Source organism: Streptomyces sp. NBC_01410 (assembly GCF_045040195.1).
GTDB lineage: Bacteria > Actinomycetota > Actinomycetes > Streptomycetales > Streptomycetaceae > Streptomyces.
Genome location: NZ_CP109530.1, coordinates 899,021 through 924,881 on the forward strand (window position 1 = coordinate 899,021; position 25,861 = coordinate 924,881).

The following is a 25,861-nucleotide window of genomic DNA, read 5'->3' on the forward strand; positions in this document are numbered from 1 at the left end:
CGCCGGGCCGGTCAGTCGTCGAAGTGCGTCTGCGAGCCGGCCGTTGACGTCGTCGTACCGGTCGCGAGGATCACCGCCCGGTCGGATATGGCGGGGCGGCCGTCGGGCAGGACGTTCAGTTGCAGGTTGGAGTCGTACGTGTAGGGGATGGTGACCGCTGAATTCTCAGCGGGGAGCGCGTAGTTCAGCACGAACGGTCGCATGAGTCTCCTTGGTGCTCACGATGTGGCGGTGCCACACGTAACAGTACGTGTAGATGATGTAGGGGTCTCACTACGTTCCGTCACATCACCTCCATAAGAGAGTGAAGGACGTCACACAGAGGCCGGCCGCGGCAGAGGTCGGCCCCCTATGTCTGACGTGCTTGTGGGCAGGGGGCGTTCCACCCGCCGACCTTTCTCACATCCGGAGCCGGAACACGGACGAGCGCCCACCCCTCCCCGGGGTGGGCGCTCGTCACGTTGCGATCAGGCGCTCAGCACATCCTGTAGTCGACCCTGGTCGAGTTGTAGGAGCAGGTGTCGACCCTGCTGCCCGTGGACGTCTTGAGCGTGGCGGTGTCCTTGTCGTTGTTCCACACGTACCAGGCGCGCCCCTGATAACGGTTGGTGGCGGTGTTCGTCCCCTTGCCCGTACGGACCGTCACCATCTTTCCCCTGGCCAGGGTGTAGGTGCCGAACACGTACTTGTGGTTCGACGCGTCGACGAGCGTCCAGCCCTTGAGGCTGACGGACCTCGCCGTGGTGTTGCGTATCTGCACGAACTCGGCGTTGAGGCTCGCGTTGGAGCCCCGGTCCGATCCCGGGCTGTCGTAGTAGATCTTGTACAGGTGGACCGAACCGGTCGCGGCCTGCGCCTGTGACGGCAACAGGGCGAGCCCGGTGAGCGACGCCGCGACAGCGGCGGCCGCGATGGAGCGGGTGCGGATCATGAGTGTCCCTAGGCTCAGGCCGGGCACCCCCCAATATCGGGCCCGGCGAGACGCCCAGAATAGGGACTAACCACACAGGCCGGGGCAGGAGTTGAAGAACCCGGCACAAACCCCACAAGGCACTGGGTGTACGGCGCGGCACTCGCGGACCGGGTGGTAGCGGCCCGGGGGTCTGCGTCAGCCGGCTGCCGAGTTGCCCCAGCCGTGGCCTCAACGCCCTGGCGGGAGTGTCCGATTACCGGGATGCCGCCTTGTCCCCTGCGCCATAAGCCATGAACATGCCTTGTCATGGCAATCGTTGCACTGGTGGGCACGCTGGACACCAAAGGAACGGAGTACGGCTGGCTGCGGGATCACCTGCACCGGCACGGCATCGAGACCATCCTCATCGACACCGGCGTCATCGGAGAGCCACTGGTGCGCCCCGACATCACCCACTCCGACGTGGCTCGCGCCGCCGGGGACGACCTGCGTCACCTGCGGGAACAGGATCGCGGTGCAGCCGTCACGGCCATGGCGCGCGGCGCCACGACCATAGCCCTGGACCTGTATGCCGCGGGCCGCCTCCACGGCGTACTGGCCCTCGGAGGCAGCGGCGGGACCTCGATGGCGACCCAGGTGATGCGCGCCCTGCCCATCGGCGTGCCCAAGCTGATGGTCTCCTCGATGGCCTCGGGCAATGTCGCCCCGTATGTCGGCGCCTCGGACATCACCATGATGTACAGCGTCGTCGACATCGCCGGAGTCAACCGGATCTCGGCACCGCTGCTCGCCAACGCCGCCGACGCCATGGCGGGAATGGCCCAGGGTTTCGCTTGCTCCCCACGAGCGGTACGGGCGGAGGATCTCCTCGCCGGGGGCAGGCCGCTGGTGGCGGCGTCGATGGCGGGCGTGACCACTCCCGGCGTCGACGCGGCACGCGAGCTGCTGACACAACTCGGCTACGAGGTACTGGTGTTCCATGCCAGCGGCACCGGTGGCCGGTCGCTGGAAGCGCTCGCCGGACAGGGCCTGTTCGCCGGGGTCCTCGACCTGACGCTGAGCGAACTCGCCGACGACCTGGTCGGGGGCATCCTGACGGCCGGACCGGACCGCCTGGAGGCCGCGGGCCGGGCCGGTGTTCCTCAGGTGGTGAGCCTGGGGGCGCTGGACATGGTGAAGTTCGGACCGCTCGACACCCTCCCCCGCCGGTTCCGTGACCGGATGATCCGCGTCCACAATCCGTCGATCACCGTGGTCCGCACGACGGCGCAGGAGTGCGCCGAGCTGGGGCGCCGTATCACCGCGAAACTGCGGACCGCGACCGGCCCCACCGCCGTCCTCGCGCCCCTGCGCGGGCTGTCGACCCTCGGCGTCCTGAGCGGCCCGTACCACGACCCCCGTGCGGACGCCGCCCTGGTCGCCGAACTCAGCGCGGGGCTGAGCGACTCCGACGTCGAGTTCCGGACATTCGACACGCACATCAACGACCCGGCCTTCGGGCGGGCGGCCGCCGAGCGGCTGCACCGGATGATCGACCAGCAGTCGGTGACGAACGCCGCGACGGCCTGAATCCCTGCCGGGGCGGTCACGGCCGCCGTGACCGCCCCGGCAGGTTCCGGGACCTCAAGATTCACAGGTCATGTGTCCGGCCGGACATGCCCGGTTCCGCTTCCGCCCACTCGCGCTCCCACTGCGCGTACCTTCTGCGGTCCATCAGGTGGACGAAACCCATCCACGACACGTAGCAGACTCCGCTCACCCCGGCGCCGGTGACAATCGCCGTCAGCCAGCCCGCGAGAACCGCCTCGGAAGGGGTCGTCGGCGGCACCCTGGTCGCGGTGCCGTCGGGGCGCGCCCATATCTGGACCGCGGAGCCGACGGGGGTGCCCGGGTCGACCCTGACCCGCGCCGTGTGCACCACGCCGTCGCGCTGCTTCCACTGGACCTGTGCTGTCACGGGGTCGTCCCCCCGGGCCGCCTTGCGCGCACCCGCGTCGGCGACGAGGCGCGCCTCGACCATGTACGAGCCGGCGGCGTCCTGGACCTTGTGCATCTCGGCCCGGTGGACGGCGAGCCCGACCCCGGTGGCCACCCCCGGCACGGCCCCGAGGGACAGCACTACCGCGAAGGCTCCGGCCCACCGCTGCACACGGTCCGACCTGCGGCGCAGAGGATTTTCGCGCGGTGCTCCGCGCTCCGGCTCCGAATGCGTGCCCCTCCCCCAGCCGGGCAGATGTGCAGTCATGGCCTGACCTCGCTCACTCGAAGGACCGAGCCGGCGTCCGCTCGCCCGGTGCCCACGGTGACTGATTTGTCCCACCTCCAGCATGGGCCAGGCGGGCCTCGTCCGACAGCCGGTCGGCCCCTCGGTCCGAGAGAAATTCACGGCAGGCGCCGGATGGGTGGACCCTGAAGACAGGACAGCGCAGCGGCGGCCCGCTGCGGCCGGATGCCGTCGAGGAGGTAGGCCATGACGACACGGACCCTGGAGTGGAAGGTCGGCCTGTACCTGTTCGAGGAGGACGGGACGACGAAGGCGCGGGTGGTGCTGGACACCGGCACCTCGACCCTCACGGGCCACGGGACCGCCCGATGCAGCACCGAGGACCCGGACGTGCCCGAGATCGGCGACGAACTCGCGGCAGGCAGGGCCTTCAAGGACCTCGCGGCACAGCTGACGCGGATCGCGGACCGCGACCTGGAGAGCGTGGGCGCCGGTGCCGGTGAACGGCTCGCACCTCCGTACGCCTGGACGACGGCGCTCTAGCCTGGCACCCGCCAGGTACGGCACTGCATGACCCTGGCCTTGGAGCGGCCCCGGGTGATTCCATGGAGTGGCCGGGAAGGGCTCGAGGACGACGCGGAGGAGCGGCCCGCAGCCGCGCACCGCGCAATCAGGATCCGCGAGAAGCGGATAGGGCCCTTCCCGACGCCATGCCCCGCATACGGAAAACCCGTCGCGGCGCTGGGCCGGCTCGACCCTTGATCACGTCGCGACGGGCTCCACCCGTGGGGGCTACGTCGTGTGCAGGGTCAGACCGTACCGGCCGAGGATTTCGTTGATCGGCTGGTACCAGGTCTCGCCTCCGCCGCTGCAGTTGCCCCAGCCACCGGAGGTCACGCCCTGCGCCTGGTCACCGCTGATGAAGGACCCGCCCGAGTCACCGGGCTCGGCGCAGACGCTGGTCTTTGTCATCTGATGGACCGCGCCCTGGCTGTAGTTGACGGTCTCGTTCTTGGCCAGGACATTGCCGCAGTGCCAGTGCGTCGTGGAGCCCGAGCGGCAGATCGATGCGCCGACGGGAGCCTCGTTCGAGCCGCGGACCAGCCGGTCGGAGACGGTTCCCCAGCCCAGGACCACGGGGACGGTCCACCAGCCGCTGCCGACGTTGACCCAGGCGTAGTCGTTGTCGGGGAACGACGATCCCTGGAAGTTCCCGATGTAGGAGCCGTCCCAGCCCCGGACGCCCATGCCCGGCCGGCCGCAGTGCCCGGCGGTGACGAAGCCTCCGTACACCGAGAAGCCGATGGAACAGCGGACGTTGCCGGTGTAGTACGGGTCGCCCCCCACGGTGCCGGCGGCGAAGGTCTTCGGGGCCTCGGTGGTCTCCTTGATCTGGACCGGGCCGGTTTGACGGGCGCGGGCGACAAACGTGGCGACATCGTTGTCACCTCGCTCGGACGCGACGACGTTCACCACGACCCGGTTGGCCTTCGGGTCGACGTGCCAGCTGCTGACCCCGGCGGGCGCGCCGAGCGCGTCGATCTTCTTCTTGGCCGCGTCGAGCTGCTGGGCGCTGTGCGTCACCAGCCGGACCGTGGCACCCGTCGCGCGTACGGCTCCGGCCTTGCGGCCATCGGTGACGGCCACGGTCAGCTTTCCGCTCTTCGCGTCGAACCAGGATCCGCCGTAGGAGGATCCGGCTACGCGCTGCGCGTTTGTTTCGACGGCGGCTGCTGTCTTCTCGGCCGCCAGCCGAGCCTGCACCTGACTCTCCGTCAGACCCAGGTCCTTCTGCATGGCGGTGAGCAGACCGGCGGAGGCGGCGGGCTCGGGGGCGGGGGTGGGCGCCGCGGCGGCGGCCGGGGCGGACCCGGCGGTTACCGAGGCGCCCAGGAGGAGGAGTGCGGACAGTCCGGTACCTATACCTGTCGTGCGTCTCAAGGCCTTGACCCTTCAGTTGTTCCAGCTTCGTGGGGGATGGAACAGCGAGCAGGCGAGAGCGCTCTCAGAGCGCTCCCGGGCGGACAGTAACCGAAGGCAAGGGAGAGGTCCATACCAACGGGCCCCAGCAGCAAGGCGGTTGGCCGAATACCGCCCCGGTCCCGGTTTGCGTTCCGGAGCCGCCTACAGAGGCTTGCGCAGGACGATGCTCGGGCGGTTCAGCTCGCGGTCGTTGGCGCGGCGGAGCTCGGTGTATCCGAGGGAGGTCCAGAAGGAGAGCGCCCTCGGATTGTTCTCCAGGACGGCGAGGCGGGAGCCCGTACGGCCCGCCCGGCGGAAACGGTCTTCGACCAGGCCGGCCAGGTGTCGGCCGAAGCCCGATCGCTGCCGACGCCGGTCGATCATCAGCAGCCCGATCCATGGATCCTGGTCGTCCGGATCTGTCGGGTGATGGTCCAACGTCACGGCAAGGCCCACCAGTTCGCCGCGCGACCGGGCGAGCAGCACCTGCGCCCCCTCGTGCGCCAGCTCGTCGGCGAGCGCCTTCGCGACCTGCTCGATCCGGATGTCGTACGGGTCGGCGAAGTCGCCGCTCAGCGCGAAGAATTCCTGGTTGGACGCATAGAGTTCGGCGATCTCGGTGAGCAGCTCGCCCGAGATGTCAGGAGCGCCGTGCTCGCCACGGGCGACCACCAGCTCTTCGAGGATCATGCGCCGCACCCTATCGAGGGCTTCGGGCTCCCCGAATCCCGCCGGCTCCTTGCTGTAACGAGTCGAGCGTCCTCGTGACGGTCGTCACGCAATGTTGACAGCGGCGAGGAGCCGCCACGCACCCTGTTACGGAACCGCGCCCCGACACCACCGCGCGCACCTGTCGCGCAGGTGTCAGACTCGAAGGACGGCGTTTCGCAGAGCTGCGCTCGGAGGCAGCCGTGTCCTTTCACCTTCTCCCACCGTCAGTAAGGCATGCGCCATGACCTGGGCATCGTGGACCACCACCGGAATCTACGCGGGACCCGGCGGCGTTCTCACCGAGGAAGTCGGCGTGATCAAAGGAGACGTGACCGTCCACACCACCTGGTCGGACGGCCAGGCTCAGATCGCCGTTCAGTACAGCGGGGCCTCGGACTGGTTCACCATGTCGGGCAGCCCTGTGCCGTGCCCCTCCGAAGAGGCCAGCCGTACCCTCCACCAGGCCATCGTCGACGCCGTGCGCGATGGAACCGAAGTCCCCGTCACCGCCGCCCACGGTGCGGCTCCGCCGGCCTGAACGGCAGACACCTGGCTCCCTTGCCGTGGCCCTGTCACGATGACAGTCCGGGCAAGTCCCAGTCTCAGGACGGAGCCAGGCCATGCTCTTGGGGACGTGGAATCTCGAGAACCTCTACCTGCCGGGCGGGCCCTTCGGCCCCAGCGACAAGGCCTCGTACGAGGCGAAGCTCGCCGCACTCGCCGAAACCGTCACCGCGCTCGATCCGGGTCTGCTCGGAGTCCAGGAGGTCGGTGACCCACAGGCACTGACCGAGCTCACCAGCGTGCTCGGCGGCACGTGGCACACGGCGCTGTCCGAGCACGCGGACAGCCGGGGCATCCGGGTCGGTTTCCTCAGCCGCCATCCGATCACCGTCGTCGCCGACACCGACGCGTTTCCCGGGCAACTGCATGCCGTCCAGAGTGACGACCACGCCGATCTGACCGCCCGAATGGGCCGCGGCGCGCTGGCCGTACGCGTCGAGCCGGACCAGGGGCCGGAGATCGTGGCCGCCGTCTGCCACCTGAAATCGAAACTGCTCAGCTACCCGGGCGGCCGGTTCCAGCCACGCGACGAGGGTGAACGCGCCCGCTACGCCGCCTACGCCCTGTTCCGGCGCGCCGCCGAGGCGACCACCCTGCGCGCGCTGGCCGACACCCTGCTCGACGGCCAGGGCAAGCAGCGCGCCGTGGTAGTCCTGGGCGATCTCAACGACGAGGTGGGCGCGGCCACCACCCAACTCCTTCAGGGTCCGCCGGGTTCCGAGATCGGTACGCCCGGCTTCGAGCGGCCGGACAAGGGCGACGCCCATCGGCTGTGGAACGTGGCACCGCTGATCCCGCAGGACCGGCGGTTCTCCCGCATCCACTCGGGACGGCCCGAATTGATAGACCACATACTCGTCAGCCACCGGCTCCTGAACCGGGTGGAATCAGCCGGTGCGGGGCTCAGCGGGACGGCCACCCCGCAGCCGCTGCCTTCCGTCGACGAATCCCCCGCCGAGCGCCGCGACGCGGCGGGCTCGGACCACGCACCCGTCTGGATCCGGCTGCGGTCCTGAGTGCGGTACCGACTCAGCAGCAGCTGCGGTCCCGCGCATTTCGTCGTGTTGACGATAAGGAAACTGTCCCTATATCGTCGATGCGACGAAAAGGGGAGGTTGTCATGGCCGACATCATCAGGCGCTTCGGCTGGCGTCATCTTCGCTCCGCGCCCACCGCCCACGTCCGCCACCACCGGCGGGGCCGGCTCGTCCACGACGGGCCCGGGCTGAGCTTCTGGTACCGCGCGCTGACGGCGGCGCTGTGCGAAGTGCCCGTCGACGACCGGGAACTGGCCATGGCCTTCCACGCCCGTACGTCCGACTTCCAGGACGTCACGGTGCAGGCGACAGTGACGTACCGCATCGGCGATCCCGCCACCGCGGCCGCCCGGCTGGACTTCTCCATCGACCCGGACACCGGCGTCTGGCGCAGCGCCCCGCTGGAGCAGATCTCCACCCTGCTCACCGAGACCGCCCAGCAGCACGCGCTCGATGTGCTGGCCCGTACCCCGCTGGCCGCGGCACTGGTCGACGGCGTCGCGTCCGTGCGCGGGCGCATTGCCGAGGGACTGGCGGCGGAGGCGCGGCTGGAGGCCACCGGCATCGCGGTGGTCGCCGTGCGCGTCGTCGCCCTGCGTCCCGAGCCCGAGGTCGAACGCGCATTGCGCACGCCGGCACGGGAGCAGATCCAGCAGGAGGCCGACCGCGCGACGTACGAACGACGGGCCGTGGCGGTCGAGCGGGAGCGCACCATCGCGGAGAACGAGCTCGCCAGCAAGATCGAACTGGCCCGCCGCGAGGAGCAGTTGGTCGAGCAGCGCGGCACCAATGCCCGCCGCGAGGCCGAGGAGAGCGCGGCGGCCGACGGCGTACGGGCCGAGGCGGAGGCCGCCCGCACGGTACGGCTGGCCAAGGCCGAGGCCGAAGCGGCACGCGAGGTCGGCGAGGCACGGGCCCAGGCGCAGGCCGCCTGGCTGCGGGTGCACGCCGACGTCGACGCCGCCACGCTGCACGCCCTTACCGCCACCCGGCTCGCCGAGAACCTGCCCCGTATAGAGAGCCTCACCGTTTCGCCCGACGTCCTGACCGGCTTGCTGGCCAGGCTCGGCCGGCCCGACGGGGACCGGGGATGAGCCTCGCGCCGCGGGCGGTGCTCGTGCATCGGACCACCGAGTACGAGGAGTTGCTCGCCCGCCACGGCACGCACGGCCAGGCCGGCTTCTTCCTCTCCTCGCGAGGCCGCGGCATCGAGGAGGTGGCCGAGCGCCACCACCGTGCGCGGCGCACCCTCGCCCAGGTGACGGCGGCGGTTCCGCTTCAGTGGCGGCAGGCACGGGTTGAGCGCAGGGACCTCGACCGCTTTCTGTTCGCCCCCGAGGACGTGGTGGTCGTGGTCGGACAGGACGGGCTGGTCGCCAACGCGGCCAAGTATCTGTCCGGCCAGCCCGTGATCGGGATCGACGCCGATCCGGGCCGCAACCCGGGCGTCCTGGTCCGCCACCGGGCGGGCGACGCGGCCAAACTGCTCCCCGCCGCCGAGTCCCCGCGCTGCGCGACGGACGAGCTCACCATGGTGGAGGCGGTGGCCGACGACACCCAGCGGCTGCTGGCACTCAACGAGATCTATCTCGGCGCGCGGGGCCATCAGACGGCGCGCTACCGCATCGGGAACGACGACGAGGCGGCCCCCGCCGAGGCACAGGCGTCCTCGGGCGTCCTGGTCGGCACCGGCACCGGCGCGACCGGGTGGCTGCGCTCGCTGTGGCAGGAGCGGGCCAGCGCGCTGACGCTGCCCAGCCCTGCCGATCCGCGGCTCATCTGGTTCGTACGCGAGGCGTGGCCCTCCCCCACCACCGGCACCTCGCTCGTGGAGGGAACACTGCGACGCGCCGAGCAGCTCAGGCTCGTCGTCGAGTCCGACCAACTGGTCGCGTTCGGCGACGGCATCGAGAGTGACGCGCTGGAACTGACCTGGGGTCAGACGGTACGGCTCGGTGTCGCGGACACCACGCTGCGTCTGCTGCTCTGACCGCGAGGCTCCGCTGTGTCTACGGATTGAGGCCCGCGACGTCGGCCGCGTGCCGGAAGACATCGACGAGCATGGGCAGGGTCAGCCGCCCCGTGAAGGTGTTCTGCCGGCTCGGGTGGTAGCAGCCGAGCAGGTGCAGTTCCCGTCCGGTGCCGGAGCTGGGCAGCGTCACCTGGGCACCGTGCCCGAACGCCGGGCGGGGCCGCGGCAGTTGCCACCCCGCATGACTCAGCACCGGCAGCACCGCCTGCCAGCCGAAGGCTCCCAGGACGACCACTGCGCGCAGGGCAGGGCTCAGCAGCTCCAGCTCTCTCGCCAGCCACGGCCGGCAGGTGTCCCGTTCACCGGGCGTGGGCTTGTTCTGCGGCGGAGCGCAGTGGACGGGTGCCGCGAGCCGCACGCCGCGCAGTTCCAGGCCGTCGCCGCGGTGTGTGGAGGTCGGCTGGGACGCGAGACCCACGGCATGCAGCGCCTTGACGAGGATGTCGCCGGAGTCGTCCCCGGTGAACATCCGGCCCGTGCGGTTGCCGCCGTGCGCCGCGGGCGCGAGACCGACCACCGCCAGCGCCGCGTCCGGCGGACCGAAGCCCGGGACCGGCCTGCCCCAGTACTCCCAGTCCTGGAACGCCCGGCGCTTGGTGACGGCGACGTCCTCGCGCCAGGCCACCAGCCTCGGGCACGCGCGGCACTGGGTCACGGCAGCGTCCAGCTCGGCGAGTCCGGGGCAGCCTGGTGCACGGCGCGCGGGGAAGTCGCGGTCATCGGGGTGCGGTGGCGGAGACGTTTGTTGCGTTCCCATGAGGTCACGCTAGTGCGGGTGCGGGTGCCGCGGGGGCGCTGCCCCCGGACCCCCGCGCCTCAAACGCCGGAGGGGCTGAAAAATCAGCCCGTCCGGCGTTTGAGGACATACGGCCGAAGGTCGCATACGGGGGTCCAGGGGGCGAAGCCCCTTGGTTACGGGAAGGGGCGGGGTGGGGAACAAGCCCGCCGCAGGCGCACCCCGCCGTCAACCTCCGGACGGGCCGTCAACCGCCTTGCGCACATCCCGCCCGGCTTCCTCCGCCGGTGCCTCCGCCGCCGCCGGGTCCAGGATCCGCATCAGGAAGTTCCTGGTCCGCTCGTGCTGCGGATCGCCCACGACCTGCTCCGCCGGACCCTGTTCTACGATCACGCCCTCGTCCATGAACACGACCCTGTCGGCGACCTCGCGGGCGAAGCTCATCTCGTGCGTGACGACCATCATCGTCATGCCCTCGGCGGCCAGCAGCCGCATCACCGAGAGCACATCGCCGACCAGTTCGGGGTCGAGCGCCGAGGTCGGCTCGTCGAAGAGCATCACCTCCGGGCCCATCGACAGTGCCCGTGCGATCGCCACCCGCTGCTGCTGCCCGCCGGACAGCTGCGCCGGAAAGGCCTCGGCCTTGTCGGCGAGCCCCACCCGGTCCAGGTTCTCCTTGGCAACGGCGGCTGCCTTCGCCTTGTCCCGGCCGAGCACGCGGCGCTGCGGTAGCGTGAGGTTCTCGGTCACATTCACGTGCGGGAACAGGTTGAACTGCTGGAAGACCATGCCGATTCGGCGGCGTACCGCGTCGATGTCCACATCGAGGTCGGTGACTTCCGTGCCACCGACGAAGACCTTGCCGGAGGTGGGCTCCTCCAGCAGGTTCACACAGCGCAGCAGCGTCGACTTGCCCGAGCCCGAGGGGCCGATGACACACACGACCTCGCCCCGGGCGATCTCCAGGTCGATGCCGCGGAGCACTTCGTTGTCCCCGAACGACTTGTGCAGGCCGCGGATCTCGATCTCCGCGCGGCCTTCACCCATGCTGTCCACCGTCTCCGTCTTCTGTGACATCTGGATTCCTCACTTGGCCTTCTCGGCGCGCGCCTCCAGGCGGCGCACCACGAAGCTCAGCGGCACGGTCACGAGGAGGTAGCAGAGCCCGGCGACCAGAATCGGGGTGGAGTTGGCGGTCTGGCTGGCCAGGTCCCTGCCGAACTTGGTCAGCTCCCGCTCCTCCAGTGTGACGCCGAGGAACAGCACCAGCGAGGAGTCCTTGAACAGCAGGACGAGCTCGTTGGTCAGCGGCGGGATGACGATGCGGAAGGCCTGCGGGATGATCACCGACACCATGGCCCGGGCGTGCGAGAAGCCCAGCGATCGGGCGGCCTCCATCTGCCCCTTGGGCACCGCCTGGATGCCCGCCCGAATCGTTTCTGCCATATAGGCCGCGGCGACCAGTCCGAGACCGAGCGCGACCTTGCCGTACGTACCGCCGGGAATCTGCGTCCCGGGGAACGCGAGCGGCACCGCCACGCCCACGAAGATGAAGATCAGCAGGGCGGGCAGGCCCCGGAAGAACTCGATGTAGACGGTGGCGACCCACCGGTAGGGAGCGACGGAAGAGAGCCGCATCAGCGCCACGATCAGGCCGAGCACCAGACCGAAGGCGAATCCGGAGAGCGTGTAGACCACCGTGTTGCGCAGCGCGGTGGTGATGATCTCCGGGAAGAGCTCCTTGGCCAGGTCCTTCTGCGCGAACTGGTTCTGCAGCCGGTCCCAGTCGGCCAGGAAGCCGATCGCGACGATCGCCGCGACGAATACGGCGTACTGGATGCCCTGCGACACGCGGCGCCGCTGGCGCCTGGTCAGCCGAGAGGTCACGACGTGGCCTGGGGCAGCGGGCCGATCCACTGCTCGTACAGCTTCTTGTACGTGCCGTCCGCGCGGGCGTCCGATATCGCCTTGTTGATGGCGTCGAGGAGCTTCTTGTTGCCCTTCTTCACCGAGATGCCGTACTGCTCACCGGTCGTGATGTTGTCCCCGAGGACGAACTCGGCGGCGTTGGCCTTGTCCTTGAGCCAGCCCTGGACGACCGGGTAGTCGATGACGACGGCGTCGACCTGGCCGGTGCGCAGTCCGTTGAGGACCGCGTCCGAGCTCTCGAAGGCGACCGGGTCGAAACCCTTGTCCTTGGCGTAGCTCTCGCCGGTGGTCTCCGCCTGCGCGCCGAGCTTCTTCTTCTTGGCCTTGATGTCCGCCAGGGACTTCACGCCGCTCTTCTTGCTCGCGAGCAGCGCCTGCGTGGCGTCGAAGTACGGCACCGAGAAGTCCACGTTCTTCTTGCGCTCGGCGGTTATCGTCATGCCCGCGGCGGCGAGGTCACACTCGCCGGAGTTGAGGAAGGCGCCGGTCTTGAAGTTCTCGAACGGCGTGTCCAGGACCTTCTGCTCGACCTTGAGGTTCTTCGCCACGAGGTCGATCAGGGACACGTCGAAGCCGACGACTTTGCCGTTCTGTTCGAACTGGAACGGCGGGTACGGCAGGTGGGTGCAGGTGGTCAGCTGTCCCTTGTGGACCACGGGGACGCCGCCCGCCGCCTCACCCGCTCCATCGCCACTGGAGGAACAGCCTGCGGCGAGGAACATCCCCGCCGCAACGGCTCCGACGGTGGCGCGGGCACGGATACCGGTGCGGTGACTGCGCGATCCGCTGGCCGTCCAGAACACGGTTTGACCTCCATAGGTGCGTGGTGGGCGGCCGTCGTGGCGGGCCGCCCGTCGGAGATCGTAAGGCACGGGACGCGTGGGGTGAGGTGCCTGTCCACGATATGTACCAGCATGTGGGACGGCGTGGCGCGGCAGGTCCTGTCCGGCCCGATGTGCGGGACGGGACCTAAGTGACCTGGATCATCAGCTCGGGACGGTCCCACATCACGGCGGGCGGATTCGCCGGCACAGTGCCGGTCCGCCGCGCGCCCACGCTGAGGTAGAAGCCTTCGGCGGGCGGGTGCGAGACGATGCGCACGGCCGAGATCCCGGCGTCAGCCGCCTCGCCCATCATGTGCTCGATGAGCAGGCGGCCGACGCCGAGCCCCTGGGCGGCATCGGCGACGAACATCAGGTCCAGCTCCGCGGGGGCGAGGAGGAGGGCGTAGAAGCCGAGCACTCTGTCGTCGGTGCCGAGTGCCACGAAGACCTCGTGGGTCTCGATGTAGTCGGGACCTACCCGGTATCCGGCGATCATCGGGGCGTACGGGCCCTGATAGGCACGGGAGTCGCGTACGAGCTTGGTGAGCCGCTTGGCGTCGCGGGCGGTGGCTCGTCTGATCCGTACAGCCTCCGCGCGGGCCCTGCGGGCGGCACCGGTCATATGCGCACTCATGCAGAGAGTATTACCTGCCGCTGCCGACGGCGGCAGGCCTGCATATGTTGCCCCCGCCTGACGGGGGACATTTCCCGGCGCCTGTCCACCGTGAGCGGTAGCGCGAGTTGGCCCCGTGGAGTGACGCCTCGCCCGCGGGCGCTTCCTAGGCTCCCCCTTCATGAGGCTGTCGCCCCCTGCGCGGCCAACGGGAGAAGGGACCTCCTCGATGCCCCGAGTCCGTCTTGCCGCCGTCGCCGCCGCGCTGGTGCTCTCACTGGCCGGCACCGGGACGGCGTTAGCCGCTCCTCAGCACGGTCCCGCCGTCGCCGCGCTCGCGCCCAAGGAGGTTCGGCTCTCCCTGCCGCGCCCGACCGGGTCGTACGCCGTAGGACGCGAAACCCTGCACCTCGTCGACACGTCCCGCACCGACCACTGGGTGCCCGAGGCGGGCGCCCGCGAGCTGATGGTGTCGATGTACTACCCGGCGCGGCCCGGAACCGGCACACAAGCCCCGTACATGACCACCGAGTCGGCCCGGCTCCTGCTGGAGTACCAGGACCTCGACAAGCTCGTCCCCGCCGAGGTTCTCAGCGGCACCCGCACCCACTCGGCCACCGGCGCGCGGCGCGCGCACGGCCGCTTCCCGCTGGTGGTCCTCTCCCCCGGCTTCACCGCTCCGCGTACGACGATCAGCGCCCTCGCGGAGGAACTGACGAGCCGCGGCTATGTCGTCGCCACCGTCGATCATGCCTACGAGGCGGTGGGTGTGCCGTTCCCCGGCGGCCGGATCCTGCCCTGTACGGCATGTGAACTCGCCCAAGACGAGGCCGATCACGAAGCGATCGCCAACGGGCGGGCCAAGGATCTCTCCTTCGTGCTGGACAGATTGACGGGACGTCACTCGGCCTGGCGGTATGCGCGGCTGATCGACCCGAAGCGGATCGGGATGGGCGGACACTCCATCGGGGGCGCGAGCACCGCCTCGACGATGGCTCTCGACCGGCGGATCCGCGCCGGGGTGAACATGGACGGCGGCTTCGCCACCGCGCCCACCGCGGCCGGGCTCGGCGGACGTCCCTTCATGCTGCTCGGTACGGAGGCGGGTCACAGCCCAGGCGGCAGCAGCGACCCCACCTGGGACCGGGCCTGGCGCCGTCTCGACGGCTGGAAGCGCTGGGTGACGGTCGCCGGTTCCGGGCACTTCGCCTTCACCGATCTGCCGGTGTTCGGCGCGCAGTTGGGGATGAGCGATCCGGCGGAGCCGCTGCCGGGGCAGCGCGCGGGCGAGATCACCCTCGGCTATGTGGGCGCCTTCTACGACCTGCATCTTCGGGGCATCCCCCAGCCGCTGCTCGACGGGCCTTCGCCGCAGAACCCGGAGGTGAAGCTGCACAACCCCTGATCTGCCGCGGGCGCGGGCGTCAGTCGTAACTCCTCCGAGACCGGCCGGCCGCTCGCCGCGGCCGGCCGACGCCCCACCCCCTCACGCCGCGCGCCAGTACCCCAGGGCGTTGACGCGGTCCTTGGGCAGGCCAAGGTCCTTGCGTACGTAGGTGGTCAGCGCCCGGGTCGTCGCCGTGTCGCAGGCGATCCATACGTACGCGCCCGCCGGGTCGTCGAGCAGGCCGGGCAGTGCCGCCTTCACCTCGTCGACGAGGTGCGCACCCGCGTCGCGGCGCGGGACCCGGCGGAGATCGTGGTGCGCCGGGTCCACGCGCAGCGGCAGGTCCTTGTCCGAATCGTGCGTCGTCTCGAACCAGATCGTCGCCGGTACTCGAGGCAGCGCGTCGAGCAGGGAGTTGATCGCGGGGAGCGAGGCGGGGTCGCCGATGACGAAGAGCCGGGCCGGCAGCGGGTCGGGGGCGGTGAAGCCGGTGCCCTGGAGGGTGGCCTCGATGGTGTCACCGGGCTGGGCCTTGCGCGCCCAGTCGCTGGCGCAGCCGTCATGGAGTGCGAACTCCAGGCTGAAGGTCCCGGCGTCCGGGTCCGCGTCGACCAGGGTGTAGGCGCGCTGATGCGGCTTGCCGCCGTCGTCGAACCAGATACGCACCCACATGGTCGGGTGTACGCCGGTCAGCGCGAGCATGCCGCCGTCGGTGAAGTGCACCCTGCGGAAGTGGTCGGTGACCTCCTCGGCGCCGGTCACGGTGAACTCGAAGTCCTTGCCGCGCATCAGTTTGAGGACGACGCCCTCCCAGCCATGCCCCACAGCGTTCTCCTCCCCTGGGCCGGGTTTGTCACCCGAACACCTGTGCTTTAAGTTAGGCCAGCCTAACCTAAAGAGTCGGGAAACAGAGTGAGCACAAGGATCTACCGGGACGCCTGGGGAATCCCGCATCTGCGGGCAGACAGCGCGAGCGAACTCGCCTTCGCCCAGGGGCGCAATGCCGCGCTGGACCGGGCCTGGCAGATCGAGGTCGAGCGGCACCGGTCACAGGGAACCACCGCCGCCTTCCTGGGCCGGGACGCCGTCGGGTGGGACGTCTTCGCCCGCCGGTCGCGGCTCGACGACACCGCCCGGCGCTGCTTCGGCAGCCTCGACGAGGACACCGCCTCGTGGATCACGCGGTACGTCGACGGGGTCAATGCCGGTCTCGACGAGGGCGCCCGCCGGGCTCCTCAGTTCGCGGCCGCCGGACTGGCCCCCGGACACTGGCGCCCCTGGACGCCGCTGGGGATCTGGCTCTCCACCCACATTCTCTTCGCGGGCTTCCCCACCAAGCTGTGGCGCGAGGAGGTCGCCCGCGCCCTCGGCGACGAGGCGATCGAGCTGTTCGCCACCGACGGGAACGGCACGTCGGGAAGCAACGGCTGGCTCGTCACCGGCGAGCGCACGGCCGGCGGGGCGCCGTTGATCGCGGGCGACCCCCACCGGTTCATCGAGGACCCGGGGATCTATCAGCAGATCCGCCTGGCCTGCCCGGAGTTCGACGTGGTGGGTCTTGCCGTGCCGGGCGTCCCCGGAATCGCGCACTTCGGGCACACCGGGAGCGTGGCCTGGGCGATCACCAATGCCATGGCCGACTACCAGGACCTCTACCGGGAGCGGCTGCGAAGACGTGGCACGGACGTGGAGGCACTCGGCCCCGACGGCTGGAGTCCTGCCTCCGCGCACCGGGAGACCGTCGACGTCGCGGGCGGTGACCCCGTCGTGGTCGAGGTGATCGGGACCGCGCGCGGGCCGGTCGTGATCGGCGGCCCCGATGAGGATGTGGCGATCAGTCTGCGCGTTCCCCCTCGGGTGAGCGGGGACCTCGGCTTCGGCGCGCTTCCCGCGCTGCTGCGCGCGCGGACGGTCGCCGATGTGGACCGGGCCTTCGACCACTGGTCGGAGCCCGTCAATGTCGTACAGGCGGCGGACACCGCGGGCGGACTGCTGCACCGAGTCGCCGGCGCGGTGCCCCCTCGGCACCCGGACAACCGGCTCCGTGTCGTGCCCGCCTGGGAGGCCGCGCACACATGGCGCGGCCGCAGCGAACCGCTGCCCCGCGAGAGGGTGGAAGGCATCGCGGTGATGGCGAACCAGCGAGGCCTGGCCGCGCCGCTCGGAGTCGAGTTCGCACCACCCCACCGGGCCGAACGCATACGGGCCCTGCTCGAGGAGTCGCACACCTGGACCGCCAAAGGCATGGCCACCGTCCATATGGACAGTCGACTCGCCTCCGCCAAGCCCCTGTTGGAGCTGGTCGCCACGCTCGGCGGGCTGAGCGCGGACGCCGCGGTCCTACGGGACCAACTGCTGGGCTGGGACCTCCGGATGGACGCGGACAGCGTGGACGCCACCGCCTATGCGGAGGTGCGATCCGCGGTGGTACGGCGCATCGCGGAGCATCCGGAACTGGAGGAATTGGCCACACGGGTCGAGTCGGCGCCATATCCCGAGCTGTTCCGGCCCTGGCTGGCGCTCGTCCCCCGCGTCGCCTTCGCACTGGAGGGGCTGCTGACGACCGCTGCACTGCCCGGCCTGAACCGCGCGGATGTCGTACGCGCCGCACTGGAGGAGGTCGCGGGCACGGTCCGTACGCCCACGCCCTGGGGTGAGCGGCACCGGCTCGCACCGTGGCAGGCACTGCCCGGCGCGGAGCCGGACGCCGAGCCCGAGGTGTGGCCGGGACTGTCCGGCGACCACGACTGCGTGCTGTCCACGTCGAGCGTGCCGGGCATCACCGACCACAGTTTGCGAGGACCGGCCGCTCGCTATGTGTGGGACCTGGGGTGCCGCGAGGACAGCCTCTGGGTGGTCCCCTTCGGCGCGTCCGGGATACCCGGCGACGCCCATCACCGCGACCAGCTGCCGCTGTGGCTGCGCGGCGAACTCGCCCCCCTCGTCACCGACTGGAACCGACTCACCGAGGAGAGCCATGACGTCTGAATCCACCGCGCAGTCCCCCGCCCGCCAGGACGCCGCCCGGCCTCGCGAGGCCGTGTTCGAGAAGGTCGTCGACGGCTTCGGGACCGTACGCATCGTCCCGGTGGATCCCGCCGCCGACGCCGGTCTGATCCACGGCTGGGTCACCGAGGAACGCGCCCGCTACTGGGGAATGACCGACCACAGCCGCGAGCAGGTGCAGGAGATGTACGAGTACCTGGACTCGCTCACCACCCACCATGCCTTTCTCGTCGAGCGGGACGGTGAGCCGGTCGCGCTCTTTCAGACGTACGAACCGGACGCCGACCCGGTCGGCGAGTGCTACGACGTGCAGCCCGGCGACCTCGGGGTCCACCTCCTGATCGGCCCCGCCAACGGCGCCCCGCAGCGAGGCTTCACCGGCGAGCTGCTCCGCGCCTTCATCGCCTACGCACTCTCCGACCCGGCACACCGGCGGATCGTCGTCGAGCCGGACGCCCGCAACACGAAGGCCATCGAGCGCATGGTGCGGGCCGGTTTCGTGCTCGGACCCGAGATCGACAAGCCGGAGAAGCGGGCCCGGCTGGCCTTTCTCAGCCGCGACGCGATGGCGCGCCGCGGCTGAGCGTCCGGGCCCGTCAGCCGGTCCGGTCGAGGAAGTCGGCAACCAGCTCGGCGAACTCGTCCGGGCCGACGACCCGGGTGCCCAGCTGCTCGGCCTTCTCCCGCTTGGATCCCGCGTTTTCACCGGCGACAAGCAGTGAAGTGCGCTTGGAGACGCTGGAGGAGGACTTGCCCCCGGCCCGCTCGACGAGTTCGTTCATCTGGTTGCGGGAGAGCTTCTCCAGGACGCCCGTCATCGCGCCCGTGACCACGACGGTCATCCCGGCCAGCGGGCCCTCGTCCGCGGCGGCCGCCTCGCCCCCGTCCTCCTCGGCCTCGACCGGCGGGGTCGCACCCGGCTCGGTCATATTGACGCCCGCCGCGGCCAGCCGGTCGATGAGCGGTCCCAGCTCGGCGAGTTCGGCCACCACCATCGTGGCCTTCTCCACGCCGATGCCGTCGACCCGCTGGAGGGCCTCGGCATCGGCGGCTCGTATGTGTTCCATTGTCGCGAAGTGGCGCGCGATGCGGCGTGACATCGAGCGGCCGGTGCCGCGGACGCCGAGCGCGCAGAAGACCCGGGACAGCGGCCTCTCCTTCGCCGCCCCGATGGCAGCCAGAAGATTGTCGGTACTCGTCTCCCCCATCCTCTCCAGGCCGAGCAGCTGCTCCCTGGTGAGCGAGAACAGACCGGCGAAGTCGCTGACCAGGCCCGCCTCGACGAGCTGGACGACGCGCGTCGTACCGAGGCCCTCGATGTCGAGCTGGTCGCGCCCCGCGGCGTACGAGACGGAAGCCACCAGCCGGCAGTCGCGCCCTCGCACGCACCGCCAGCGCTGCTCGGAGGTGTCGATCTCCGAGCCGCACTGCGGGCACGCCTCGGGGAAGCCGATCGGCTGCTCGTCCCCCGTACGCAGATGGGCGACCGGCGCCTCGATACGAGGGATGATGTCGCCCGCCTTGTAGACCATCACGCGGTCGCCGATGCGCAGATCGCGGCGGGTGATGTCGGCGGGGTTGTGGAGGGTGGCATAGGTGACGGTCGATCCGTCGATCTCCACCGGCTCCAGGACCGCGCGGGGCGCGATGATGCCGGTGCGACCGACATTCCACTCCACACCGAGCAGTGTCGTCACCTTCTCCACGGCGGGCAGCTTGTACGCGATGGCCCATCTCGGCGCACGCGAACCGTTGCCCGCCGCAGTCTGGTCGGCGGCGAGGTCGGCCTTGATGACGATGCCGTCGATGCCGAACGGCAATTGAGGACGCAGCGCCCCTATCTCACCGACGCGCGCCTGAATCTCCTCGACGGTGCTCAGGGTGCGAGGCGCGACGGCGGTGGTCTCGGCGGTGTGCACACCGAGGCCCGCGACGTATGTCATGAGAGCGCTGTGCGGCCACTCCCCCAACTGCTCGGCGAGGACCTCGCCGGAGTCCGCGAGCGCCAGCGCGCCATAACCGAAGAAGGTCATCTCCACCCGGTACTCGCGGTCCCTGGCGCGCAGCGTGCCCGCCGCGCCGTTGCGCGGGTTGGCGAAAGGAGCCCCGCCGTGCTCGGTGCGCGCCGTGTTGGCCTGCTCGAACTGCTCGTTGGTCATGAGCACTTCGCCGCGCACCTCCAGGGTGACCGGCTCTGCCAGCCGGTCCGGCAGGCCGGTGATGGTGCCGATCGCATGCGAGACGTCCTCGCCCGCGCTGCCGTCACCCCGGGTGATGAGCCGGACGAGCCGCCCGTGCTCGTAGCGAGCGGCTATCGCCAGGCCGTCCAGCTTGGGCTCGACACTCCACTGCTCGACCGGCCGGCCGATCCGGCGCTCCACCGAGGCAGCCCACGACTGCAGCTGCTCGGCGGAGAAGACATTGTCCAGGGACAGCATCGGCACCGTGTGCGGCACATCCCCTACAGCCGCGCCTGCGGCCACCTTCCCGGTCGGCGACCGGTCCGCCTTCTCGTCCGGATGCGCCTGCTCGTAAGCGGCGATGCCGCGCACCAGCCGGTCGTACGCATCGTCGTCGAGGGTGCTCTCGCCCGTCGCGTAGTACGCGGCGGCGGCCTTCGTCGCGGTCTCGACCGCCTCGGCGTAGGCAGCGGAGTCTTCGAGAGTCGCGGCAGCGGCATGCGCGGGAGTTGATGTCGTCATGGCTCTCATAGTGCCGCCCACCACTGACAACGGCCCTGGCCCGCGCTGCCGGCCGCCTACTCCGAGCCGATCGGCGTCCCCTGATGGAAGTACAGCCGCCAGCCCTCGGGGTTCCTGCGCCACAGGGAGCTGCGGCGGGCCCGGCGGCCGCTCTCGTCGGACACGTACGTCACCTGAACGAGCCCGGGAGCCAGCAGCGTGCCATGCAGGTCGCTGACGGCGACGGGCTTCACCGGCTCGCCCGGAACCGGTGTCGTCGTGCTCAGAATCGTCGTACGGTCCCAGCGCTGCCCCGATGCCCCGAACTCGAAGAACTCCGGGTCCAGCAGCTCCAGGACCTCGCCGGCGAGGCTCGCACCACCGGATCGAGCAGGTGCAGTTCCCCCTCGACCGCCGCGTCGACCGACTGTTCCGCCTCGTCATACATGGCGCGAGCCTTGTACCGTCAGAGGTGTCCGTCAAGCGGAAAACGGGCGCGGCGGGCAGTGTCGCCTCGAAGGCGTACACGACGCCGTCGCCGTCCCGCCCGGGCGGCCATTGGCATATGGCAGAGGCACCACCGTATCGAGTGTTGCCAAATCCCTTACGGGCCATCGCTCCCTGTGCAACAGTCGTAACCGGTCCATTTGTTGAGACCTGGCTGTGGCCGCGCCTGTATCGGAGTACGACATGCCGTCCCATGTGTTCGCGGACCGTCCCGCCCCGCAGCCGCCCGAGCGCGGCACCGTCGACGCGCTGATCACCCGGACGCGCCGGCTGCGCGGCGACGTGGACGCCGTCCGCCGGGACGCCGCGACGGACGAGGACGACCCGCAGGGGCGCTGGCAGCGGGCACTGTGCGACCTCGCCGTTCACCATCTCGACGACCTCGGCTCGCACCTGGGACAGCTCAAGGAAGGCCTGCCGCAGGAGCCGCTCGACGCCTTCGAGGACGAGCTCGCCGAGTACGAGGCGGACAACGCCCGGACCACCGGATCGCTCCTGAGCCGGGTCGGCAGCGCAGAATGGAATCTCCTCACCGACGAGGTGAGCTGGTCCGACGAGCTGTACCAGATCCTCGGGCGCTCCCCGCAGAGCGGCCCCATGTCTCTGGACGAGCTGCCCTCCATCGTCTTCGCGGAGGACCAGGGCCTGCTCACCGCGCTGGTGACGGACTGTCTGGTGGACGGCCGGCCCATCGACGGCGAGTTCCGTATGGTGCGCCCCGACGGCAGGGTCCGCACCGTTCACATGATGGGCGAGCCCGTACTCGACTCCGACGGATCGACCGCCGCCATGTGGGCCGTGTTGCGGGACGTCAGCGAATTGCGCCGCAGCCAGCGCGCGGTGCGCGAGACCCGTGATTCCCTTCAGCGCCGCCAGCACTTCGCGCAGACGGAGCACCGGCTCGCGGTCGAGCTCCAGGAGGCCGTACTTCCGCCCTGGCGGGGATCCTTGCAGTTCCCGCTCGACGGCGACGGGCCGACCGCATTGGATGTCGCGGCGCACTATCTGCCGTCCGCCAACAGCGCGTTGATCGGCGGCGACTGGTACGACGCGCTCCAACTGCCCTGCGGCGAGTCACTGTTGAGCGTCGGCGACCTGACCGGCCACGGCGTGAGCGCGACATCGGCGATGGCGATGCTGCTGGGCGCCCTGCGCGGAATGGCCGTTGCGGGGATCAGGCCCGGGCCGCTCATGGCGCATCTCAACCAGCTTCTGGAGACCTCGGTGCAGCCCGCCCTGGGCAGTGCGGTGTGCTGCCGGTACGACCCGGCGAGCCGGACCCTGTCCTGGGCGCAGGCGGGGCACCCCGCCCCGCTGCTGTTCCGCAACGGGACGGGGCGCGCCCTGACGCCGCCCGACGGGGTGCTGCTCGGTGCGACGTCCGGCGCCGAGTACGAGCAGGCCGAGGTGCGGCTGCTCCCCGGCGATCTGCTCATCCTGCACACCGACGGCCTGACGCGCAGGAACGCTGCCGAGGAAGGTGACACGGACCGGCTGCTCGCGCTGGCACCGCGGTTCGCCGAGGCCCGCGACGCCCAGGAATGCGTACGGACGGTCGTCGAGACCTTCGGTGAGGACGGCCGTGAGCACGACGCCTGCGTGATGGTCGCGAGGATCGGCGCGTAGAAGGCCCGCGTGGGCAGGCTCGCCCAGTGGGTCGGTAGAGGTCAGTAGTGGGGTCGGGTCCTGGGGCGCGTACCGCGCTGGACTGTACGGCGCGTACCGCGCTGGACTGGACTAGATTTCCGCGCTCCTCGGTTTCTTCGAGGGGCTGTTGGGCAGGGCCAGCTGGATCTCCTCGCGCAGATCCTGGATCTTCGGATAGCCGGAGTAGTGTCCGGTCAGCCGGTACATCTCCCGCAGCCTGTCCCACGTCCGGTGCGAGGAGGTCTCCCCCATCGAGACGAGTGCCAGCCTTGCGTAGCGGTCGGCCTGTTCGGGGTCGTCGGCGATGAAGCATGCCGAGGCCAGTGAGATGTAGTCGAAGATCTTCGAGCGCTGTCGGCCGCCTTCGCGCAGCTCCAGCGCCATTTTGGCGTGGTTCTGCGCGGTGGCCGCGGCGGACGGGTCGTGTTCGGCGAGGGTGCGGTAGGCGAGTGCCTGCATGCCGTGCAGATCCGCCTCGTCGAACATCTGCATCCAGCTCGGCGGTGGCACATCACTCTTGTCGGAGACGAAGAGGTCCTCCGCCTCACCGAGCGTGCGGCGCATGGCCTGGCCGCGGCCCATGGACGCCTGTGCCCAGGCCTCGATGGTGTGCAGCATCGCCTGGGTGCGCGGCAGGACCTGTTCGCCCGAGCCGGACTTGGCGAGCTTCATCAAGTCCAGGGCATCGTCGGGACGGCCCAGATGGACCATCTGCCGGGCAGCTCTGGAGAGCGCTTCGCCGGCGCGCGGGCGGTCGCCGCCCTCGCGTGCCGCGTGGGCGGCGATGACGAAGTACTTCTGGGCGGTGGGTTCGAGGCCGACGTCGTGGGACATCCAGCCGGCGAGTACGGCGAGGTTGGCGGCGACGCCCCACAGGCGCCGCTGGAGATGGTCGGGGTGGTGGTAGGCGAGCATGCCGCCCACTTCGTTGAGCTGCCCCACTACTGCCTTGCGCTGGAGCCCGCCGCCGCGGGCGGCGTCCCAGGCGCGGAACACTTCGACGGAACGCTCCAGTGCCTCGATCTCCTGCGACCCGATGGGGGCGGCCTCATAGCGGTCGAACCCAGCGGGGTCGGCGCGCAGGGGATGGTCGGTACGGGGAGCGTCCTGGACGAGTGCGGGGTCGGTGTGCAGCCAGTCGTGCATGGCGCCGCTGAGTGCTGAGCCTGCGGCGAGCGCGGCGCCCGCACCCACCAAGCCGCGTCGGTTGAGCATGAGGTCCATTCCCGTGAATTCGGTGAGGACCGCCGCCGTCCGCTCGGGCGCCCACGGAAGGCCGTCAGGGTTGCCTGCTCCCTTGACGTCCCGCCGTCTACCCGCTCGCCCGACTCGTACGAACCCGAGGTCCTCGATGGTCACGACACGACCGAGTCGCTCGGTGAACAGAGCTGCCAGCACTCGTGGCACGGGATCGCGCGGGGTCTCCCCCATGTCGATCCAACGCCGCACCCGTGAGGTGTCGGTCGCCAGCTGGGGGTGGCCCATGGCCGCCGCCTGCCGGTTCACGAGTCTCGCGAGTTCGCCCTTGGACCAGCCGGCCAGGCCGAACAGGTCGCAGAGGCGGGTGTTGGGTTCTCCGGTCACGTCAAGCCCCCAGGTTCTCGGCTGAGTTGACACTAACCCTCTGTCATAGGGCTGGCGACTATTCGCCACGGTTCGCCAGGGTGCGCCAGATGGTGTGCCACCCGCGAGGGGGTGTGACGTAGGAACGCGCCACCTCGGCTCGGCAGCCGGAGGCATTCCCCAGGGTGTTGCCCGGCTGCCGGGGCGGGGCCGCGTACGCAACTTGTCGGCACACGAAGGGATCTGTCACCCCATGTACACAGCATCGTCCTCCGTGTCCGTCCCTCACCGGCCGCAGCGCACCGCTGTCCCGGCCGTCGGCACCGGGCCGTATCTCGACCCGATCCACGCCGGCCGGGCTCGACGGCCGGCGGGAGCCGTCGGCCAACCCCTCAGCGGGAGAATCGACTTGTCCGGCCCTCAGGGCGCACAGCTGCGCATGGCTGTCGCGTCGGTGCACCGGATCTGCCCGGAGTTCCATCCGGTGCAGGTGCTGCGCCGCAGCGGACGTTCGGTACTGATCGTCGGCACCACCGGACGGACGACGGCGGTCGCCAAGTGCTTACTGGATCACTCGCCCGTCTGGGCCGAGCGGCTCCGCCACGAAATAGCTGCATATCGCGCCTTCGTCCGGCACCGCCCACCAGTGCGGGTTCCGCGGCTCATCGCCGCGGATCCCGACAACTGCACACTGGTGATCGAGCGGATGCCGGGCCGGGCGGCGGCCCTTGCACGGCACCCGGCCGAGGCTCCGCCCCGTGCCGATGTACGGGCCGCCCTCGGCGCGATCGCGCGACTCAACTCCTGGCGCCCGCCGGCCGGGATGTTCGACGCCCCGCTCGACTATGCGGCGCGCATCTCGCGCTACCACGAGCTGGGGCTGTTCACCGACCGCGACCTCGGGGACCTGCAGAAGCTGCTGCACGGTCTGGCGCACGCCGGCGGACGGCAGGGCATGGGCCAGTTCTGTCACGGCGACGCTCTGCTCTCCAACATCCTGCTGTCGCCCACGGGTCCGGTGCTGGTCGACTGGGAGCACGCCGGCTGGTATCTGCCCGGCTACGACCTGGCGACGCTGTGGTCGGTGCTGGGGGACGCGCCGGTGGCGCGCCGTCAGATCAGTCAGCTGGCACAGCAGGCGGGACCGGCCGCGCGGGACGCGTTCCTGGTGAATCTGATGATGGTGCTGACCCGGGAGATCCGTACCTACGAGACGGCCGTTCAGCGCACGATGCGGGACGCGCCGCCCGCGGGCGGCGCCCAGATTCCGCCCGGCGGACTGTCGGCCGGTGAGGAGCAGCGTCTGCTGCTGCGGCGGCTGCACGACGACTGCGCAATGGCCCGCCGGGCCGTGCGCGCGGCGGTCGGCACTCGCTGACCGACCGCCACAGAGGGGGAAACGCGCCGCGCGCCCAGTGCCGACACACTGGGCGCGCGGCGCGTTGTGCTGCCCGCTCCCGACCCGCATTGCCGTACACCCGAACATGCCTTCCGTATACGGACATTGGTCCACGCCACTGACGCG

The 25,861-nt window shown here is 70.3% G+C and carries 25 protein-coding genes; 11 read left to right on the forward strand and 14 right to left on the reverse strand.

Annotated features, from left to right (window positions below; translation table 11 throughout):
• Positions 1-11: 11 nt before the first annotated feature.
• Positions 12-203: a putative ATP-grasp-modified RiPP gene (tgmA, locus tag OG741_RS04160; RefSeq protein ID WP_328681298.1), complete on the reverse strand. Its 192-nt coding sequence runs from the start codon at positions 201-203 to the stop codon at positions 12-14.
• A 272-nt stretch (positions 204-475) separates the two neighbouring features.
• Positions 476-931 carry a lamin tail domain-containing protein gene (locus tag OG741_RS04165; protein WP_405595252.1) on the reverse strand — a complete coding sequence of 152 codons (456 nt, stop codon included), beginning with the start codon at positions 929-931 and terminating at the stop codon, positions 476-478.
• A 288-nt stretch (positions 932-1,219) separates the two neighbouring features.
• Between OG741_RS04165 and OG741_RS04170 the strand changes: the two genes are divergently transcribed.
• The gene (locus tag OG741_RS04170) at positions 1,220-2,482 is read left to right on the forward strand and encodes a Tm-1-like ATP-binding domain-containing protein (protein WP_405595254.1); all 1,263 of its coding nucleotides are present in this window, start codon (positions 1,220-1,222) and stop codon (positions 2,480-2,482) included.
• Positions 2,483-2,543: 61 nt separating this feature from the next.
• Here OG741_RS04170 and OG741_RS04175 read toward each other — a convergent pair whose 3' ends face one another.
• Positions 2,544-3,158 carry a hypothetical protein gene (locus OG741_RS04175; protein WP_405595256.1) on the reverse strand — a complete coding sequence of 205 codons (615 nt, stop codon included), beginning with the start codon at positions 3,156-3,158 and terminating at the stop codon, positions 2,544-2,546.
• Between the two features lie 225 nt (positions 3,159-3,383).
• Here OG741_RS04175 and OG741_RS04180 point away from each other — a divergent pair, with 225 nt between their 5' ends.
• On the forward strand, positions 3,384-3,680 hold the full coding sequence (locus OG741_RS04180; RefSeq protein WP_405595258.1) for a DUF1876 domain-containing protein: 297 nt from the start codon (positions 3,384-3,386) through the stop codon (positions 3,678-3,680).
• 249 nt (positions 3,681-3,929) lie between these two features.
• Here OG741_RS04180 and OG741_RS04185 read toward each other — a convergent pair whose 3' ends face one another.
• Both OG741_RS04185 and OG741_RS04190 read right to left on the reverse strand, forming a co-directional pair.
• Positions 3,930-5,078, reverse strand: coding sequence for a S1 family peptidase (locus OG741_RS04185; RefSeq protein ID WP_405595260.1), 1,149 nt, complete (start codon positions 5,076-5,078; stop codon positions 3,930-3,932).
• A gap of 183 nt (positions 5,079-5,261) precedes the next feature.
• Complete coding sequence (locus OG741_RS04190) at positions 5,262-5,789, reverse strand: GNAT family N-acetyltransferase (RefSeq protein ID WP_405595262.1); 528 nt, start codon at positions 5,787-5,789, stop codon at positions 5,262-5,264.
• A gap of 262 nt (positions 5,790-6,051) precedes the next feature.
• On the opposite strand from OG741_RS04190, the gene OG741_RS04195 reads away from it, so the two are divergent.
• The 4 genes from OG741_RS04195 (at position 6,052) to OG741_RS04210 (ending at position 9,401) form a co-directional block, all read left to right on the forward strand.
• Positions 6,052-6,348, forward strand: a complete 297-nt coding sequence (locus OG741_RS04195; RefSeq protein ID WP_266485100.1) for a hypothetical protein — start codon at positions 6,052-6,054, stop codon at positions 6,346-6,348.
• Between the two features lie 82 nt (positions 6,349-6,430).
• The gene (locus OG741_RS04200; RefSeq protein WP_405595264.1) at positions 6,431-7,390 is read left to right on the forward strand and encodes an endonuclease/exonuclease/phosphatase family protein; all 960 of its coding nucleotides are present in this window, start codon (positions 6,431-6,433) and stop codon (positions 7,388-7,390) included.
• Positions 7,391-7,494: 104 nt separating this feature from the next.
• Positions 7,495-8,505: an SPFH domain-containing protein gene (locus OG741_RS04205; protein WP_405595267.1), complete on the forward strand. Its 1,011-nt coding sequence runs from the start codon at positions 7,495-7,497 to the stop codon at positions 8,503-8,505.
• Positions 8,502-9,401 carry a hypothetical protein gene (locus OG741_RS04210; RefSeq protein WP_405595269.1) on the forward strand — a complete coding sequence of 300 codons (900 nt, stop codon included), beginning with the start codon at positions 8,502-8,504 and terminating at the stop codon, positions 9,399-9,401. The genes OG741_RS04205 and OG741_RS04210 overlap by 4 nt, the downstream gene beginning before the upstream one ends.
• Positions 9,402-9,420: 19 nt before the next feature.
• Here OG741_RS04210 and OG741_RS04215 read toward each other — a convergent pair whose 3' ends face one another.
• From OG741_RS04215 to OG741_RS04235, 5 genes are all read right to left on the reverse strand, one after another.
• On the reverse strand, positions 9,421-10,200 hold the full coding sequence (locus OG741_RS04215) for a uracil-DNA glycosylase (protein ID WP_405595271.1): 780 nt from the start codon (positions 10,198-10,200) through the stop codon (positions 9,421-9,423).
• A gap of 207 nt (positions 10,201-10,407) precedes the next feature.
• Positions 10,408-11,256 (reverse strand): amino acid ABC transporter ATP-binding protein, encoded by an 849-nt coding sequence (locus OG741_RS04220; RefSeq protein ID WP_405595274.1) that lies wholly within the window; start codon positions 11,254-11,256, stop codon positions 10,408-10,410.
• A gap of 9 nt (positions 11,257-11,265) precedes the next feature.
• Entirely contained in the window at positions 11,266-12,096 is an 831-nt protein-coding gene (locus OG741_RS04225) for an amino acid ABC transporter permease (RefSeq protein ID WP_266485091.1), read from the reverse strand.
• Positions 12,063-12,830: an ABC transporter substrate-binding protein gene (locus OG741_RS04230; protein ID WP_405605377.1), complete on the reverse strand. Its 768-nt coding sequence runs from the start codon at positions 12,828-12,830 to the stop codon at positions 12,063-12,065. The genes OG741_RS04225 and OG741_RS04230 overlap by 34 nt, the downstream gene beginning before the upstream one ends.
• Positions 12,831-13,077: 247 nt before the next feature.
• The gene (locus OG741_RS04235) at positions 13,078-13,566 is read right to left on the reverse strand and encodes a GNAT family N-acetyltransferase (protein WP_405595276.1); all 489 of its coding nucleotides are present in this window, start codon (positions 13,564-13,566) and stop codon (positions 13,078-13,080) included.
• Between the two features lie 208 nt (positions 13,567-13,774).
• On the opposite strand from OG741_RS04235, the gene OG741_RS04240 reads away from it, so the two are divergent.
• Positions 13,775-14,950, forward strand: coding sequence for an alpha/beta hydrolase family protein (locus OG741_RS04240; protein ID WP_405595278.1), 1,176 nt, complete (start codon positions 13,775-13,777; stop codon positions 14,948-14,950).
• Between the two features lie 81 nt (positions 14,951-15,031).
• Here the strand turns inward: OG741_RS04240 and OG741_RS04245 are convergent, their stop codons facing one another.
• Positions 15,032-15,757 (reverse strand): siderophore-interacting protein, encoded by a 726-nt coding sequence (locus tag OG741_RS04245; protein ID WP_405595280.1) that lies wholly within the window; start codon positions 15,755-15,757, stop codon positions 15,032-15,034.
• An 87-nt stretch (positions 15,758-15,844) separates the two neighbouring features.
• Between OG741_RS04245 and OG741_RS04250 the strand changes: the two genes are divergently transcribed.
• Positions 15,845-17,920, forward strand: a complete 2,076-nt coding sequence (locus OG741_RS04250; protein WP_405595282.1) for a penicillin acylase family protein — start codon at positions 15,845-15,847, stop codon at positions 17,918-17,920.
• On the forward strand, positions 17,910-18,521 hold the full coding sequence (locus tag OG741_RS04255) for a GNAT family N-acetyltransferase (protein ID WP_405595284.1): 612 nt from the start codon (positions 17,910-17,912) through the stop codon (positions 18,519-18,521). Before OG741_RS04250 ends, OG741_RS04255 begins: the two co-directional genes overlap by 11 nt.
• A 13-nt stretch (positions 18,522-18,534) precedes the next feature.
• Here the strand turns inward: OG741_RS04255 and ligA are convergent, their stop codons facing one another.
• Complete coding sequence (ligA, locus tag OG741_RS04260) at positions 18,535-20,649, reverse strand: NAD-dependent DNA ligase LigA (RefSeq protein ID WP_405595286.1); 2,115 nt, start codon at positions 20,647-20,649, stop codon at positions 18,535-18,537.
• Positions 20,650-20,696: 47 nt separating this feature from the next.
• Positions 20,697-20,975 (reverse strand): DUF4440 domain-containing protein, encoded by a 279-nt coding sequence (locus tag OG741_RS04265; protein WP_405605379.1) that lies wholly within the window; start codon positions 20,973-20,975, stop codon positions 20,697-20,699.
• Between the two features lie 334 nt (positions 20,976-21,309).
• On the opposite strand from OG741_RS04265, the gene OG741_RS04270 reads away from it, so the two are divergent.
• On the forward strand, positions 21,310-22,752 hold the full coding sequence (locus tag OG741_RS04270; protein WP_405595288.1) for a PP2C family protein-serine/threonine phosphatase: 1,443 nt from the start codon (positions 21,310-21,312) through the stop codon (positions 22,750-22,752).
• A gap of 111 nt (positions 22,753-22,863) precedes the next feature.
• Here OG741_RS04270 and OG741_RS04275 read toward each other — a convergent pair whose 3' ends face one another.
• On the reverse strand, positions 22,864-24,357 hold the full coding sequence (locus tag OG741_RS04275) for a hypothetical protein (RefSeq protein ID WP_405595291.1): 1,494 nt from the start codon (positions 24,355-24,357) through the stop codon (positions 22,864-22,866).
• Positions 24,358-24,589: 232 nt separating this feature from the next.
• Between OG741_RS04275 and OG741_RS04280 the strand changes: the two genes are divergently transcribed.
• Positions 24,590-25,714, forward strand: coding sequence for an aminoglycoside phosphotransferase family protein (locus OG741_RS04280; protein ID WP_405595294.1), 1,125 nt, complete (start codon positions 24,590-24,592; stop codon positions 25,712-25,714).
• The last annotated feature ends 147 nt before the right edge of the window (positions 25,715-25,861 follow it).

Excerpts from the sequence above, each read along its gene's own strand:
- tgmA (WP_328681298.1), bottom strand. The coding sequence starts at position 203 with ATGCGACCGTTCGTGCTGAACTACGCGCTCCCCGCTGAGAATTCAGCG.
- OG741_RS04165 (WP_405595252.1), bottom strand. The coding sequence starts at position 931 with ATGATCCGCACCCGCTCCATCGCGGCCGCCGCTGTCGCGGCGTCGCTC.
- OG741_RS04170 (WP_405595254.1), top strand. The coding sequence starts at position 1,220 with ATGGCAATCGTTGCACTGGTGGGCACGCTGGACACCAAAGGAACGGAG.
- OG741_RS04175 (WP_405595256.1), bottom strand. The coding sequence starts at position 3,158 with ATGACTGCACATCTGCCCGGCTGGGGGAGGGGCACGCATTCGGAGCCG.
- OG741_RS04180 (WP_405595258.1), top strand. The coding sequence starts at position 3,384 with ATGACGACACGGACCCTGGAGTGGAAGGTCGGCCTGTACCTGTTCGAG.
- OG741_RS04190 (WP_405595262.1), bottom strand. The coding sequence starts at position 5,789 with ATGATCCTCGAAGAGCTGGTGGTCGCCCGTGGCGAGCACGGCGCTCCT.
- OG741_RS04195 (WP_266485100.1), top strand. The coding sequence starts at position 6,052 with ATGACCTGGGCATCGTGGACCACCACCGGAATCTACGCGGGACCCGGC.
- OG741_RS04200 (WP_405595264.1), top strand. The coding sequence starts at position 6,431 with ATGCTCTTGGGGACGTGGAATCTCGAGAACCTCTACCTGCCGGGCGGG.
- OG741_RS04205 (WP_405595267.1), top strand. The coding sequence starts at position 7,495 with ATGGCCGACATCATCAGGCGCTTCGGCTGGCGTCATCTTCGCTCCGCG.
- OG741_RS04210 (WP_405595269.1), top strand. The coding sequence starts at position 8,502 with ATGAGCCTCGCGCCGCGGGCGGTGCTCGTGCATCGGACCACCGAGTAC.
- OG741_RS04215 (WP_405595271.1), bottom strand. The coding sequence starts at position 10,200 with ATGGGAACGCAACAAACGTCTCCGCCACCGCACCCCGATGACCGCGAC.
- OG741_RS04220 (WP_405595274.1), bottom strand. The coding sequence starts at position 11,256 with ATGTCACAGAAGACGGAGACGGTGGACAGCATGGGTGAAGGCCGCGCG.
- OG741_RS04230 (WP_405605377.1), bottom strand. The coding sequence starts at position 12,830 with ATGTTCCTCGCCGCAGGCTGTTCCTCCAGTGGCGATGGAGCGGGTGAG.
- OG741_RS04235 (WP_405595276.1), bottom strand. The coding sequence starts at position 13,566 with ATGAGTGCGCATATGACCGGTGCCGCCCGCAGGGCCCGCGCGGAGGCT.
- OG741_RS04240 (WP_405595278.1), top strand. The coding sequence starts at position 13,775 with ATGCCCCGAGTCCGTCTTGCCGCCGTCGCCGCCGCGCTGGTGCTCTCA.
- OG741_RS04255 (WP_405595284.1), top strand. The coding sequence starts at position 17,910 with ATGACGTCTGAATCCACCGCGCAGTCCCCCGCCCGCCAGGACGCCGCC.
- ligA (WP_405595286.1), bottom strand. The coding sequence starts at position 20,649 with ATGAGAGCCATGACGACATCAACTCCCGCGCATGCCGCTGCCGCGACT.
- OG741_RS04270 (WP_405595288.1), top strand. The coding sequence starts at position 21,310 with ATGCCGTCCCATGTGTTCGCGGACCGTCCCGCCCCGCAGCCGCCCGAG.
- OG741_RS04280 (WP_405595294.1), top strand. The coding sequence starts at position 24,590 with ATGTACACAGCATCGTCCTCCGTGTCCGTCCCTCACCGGCCGCAGCGC.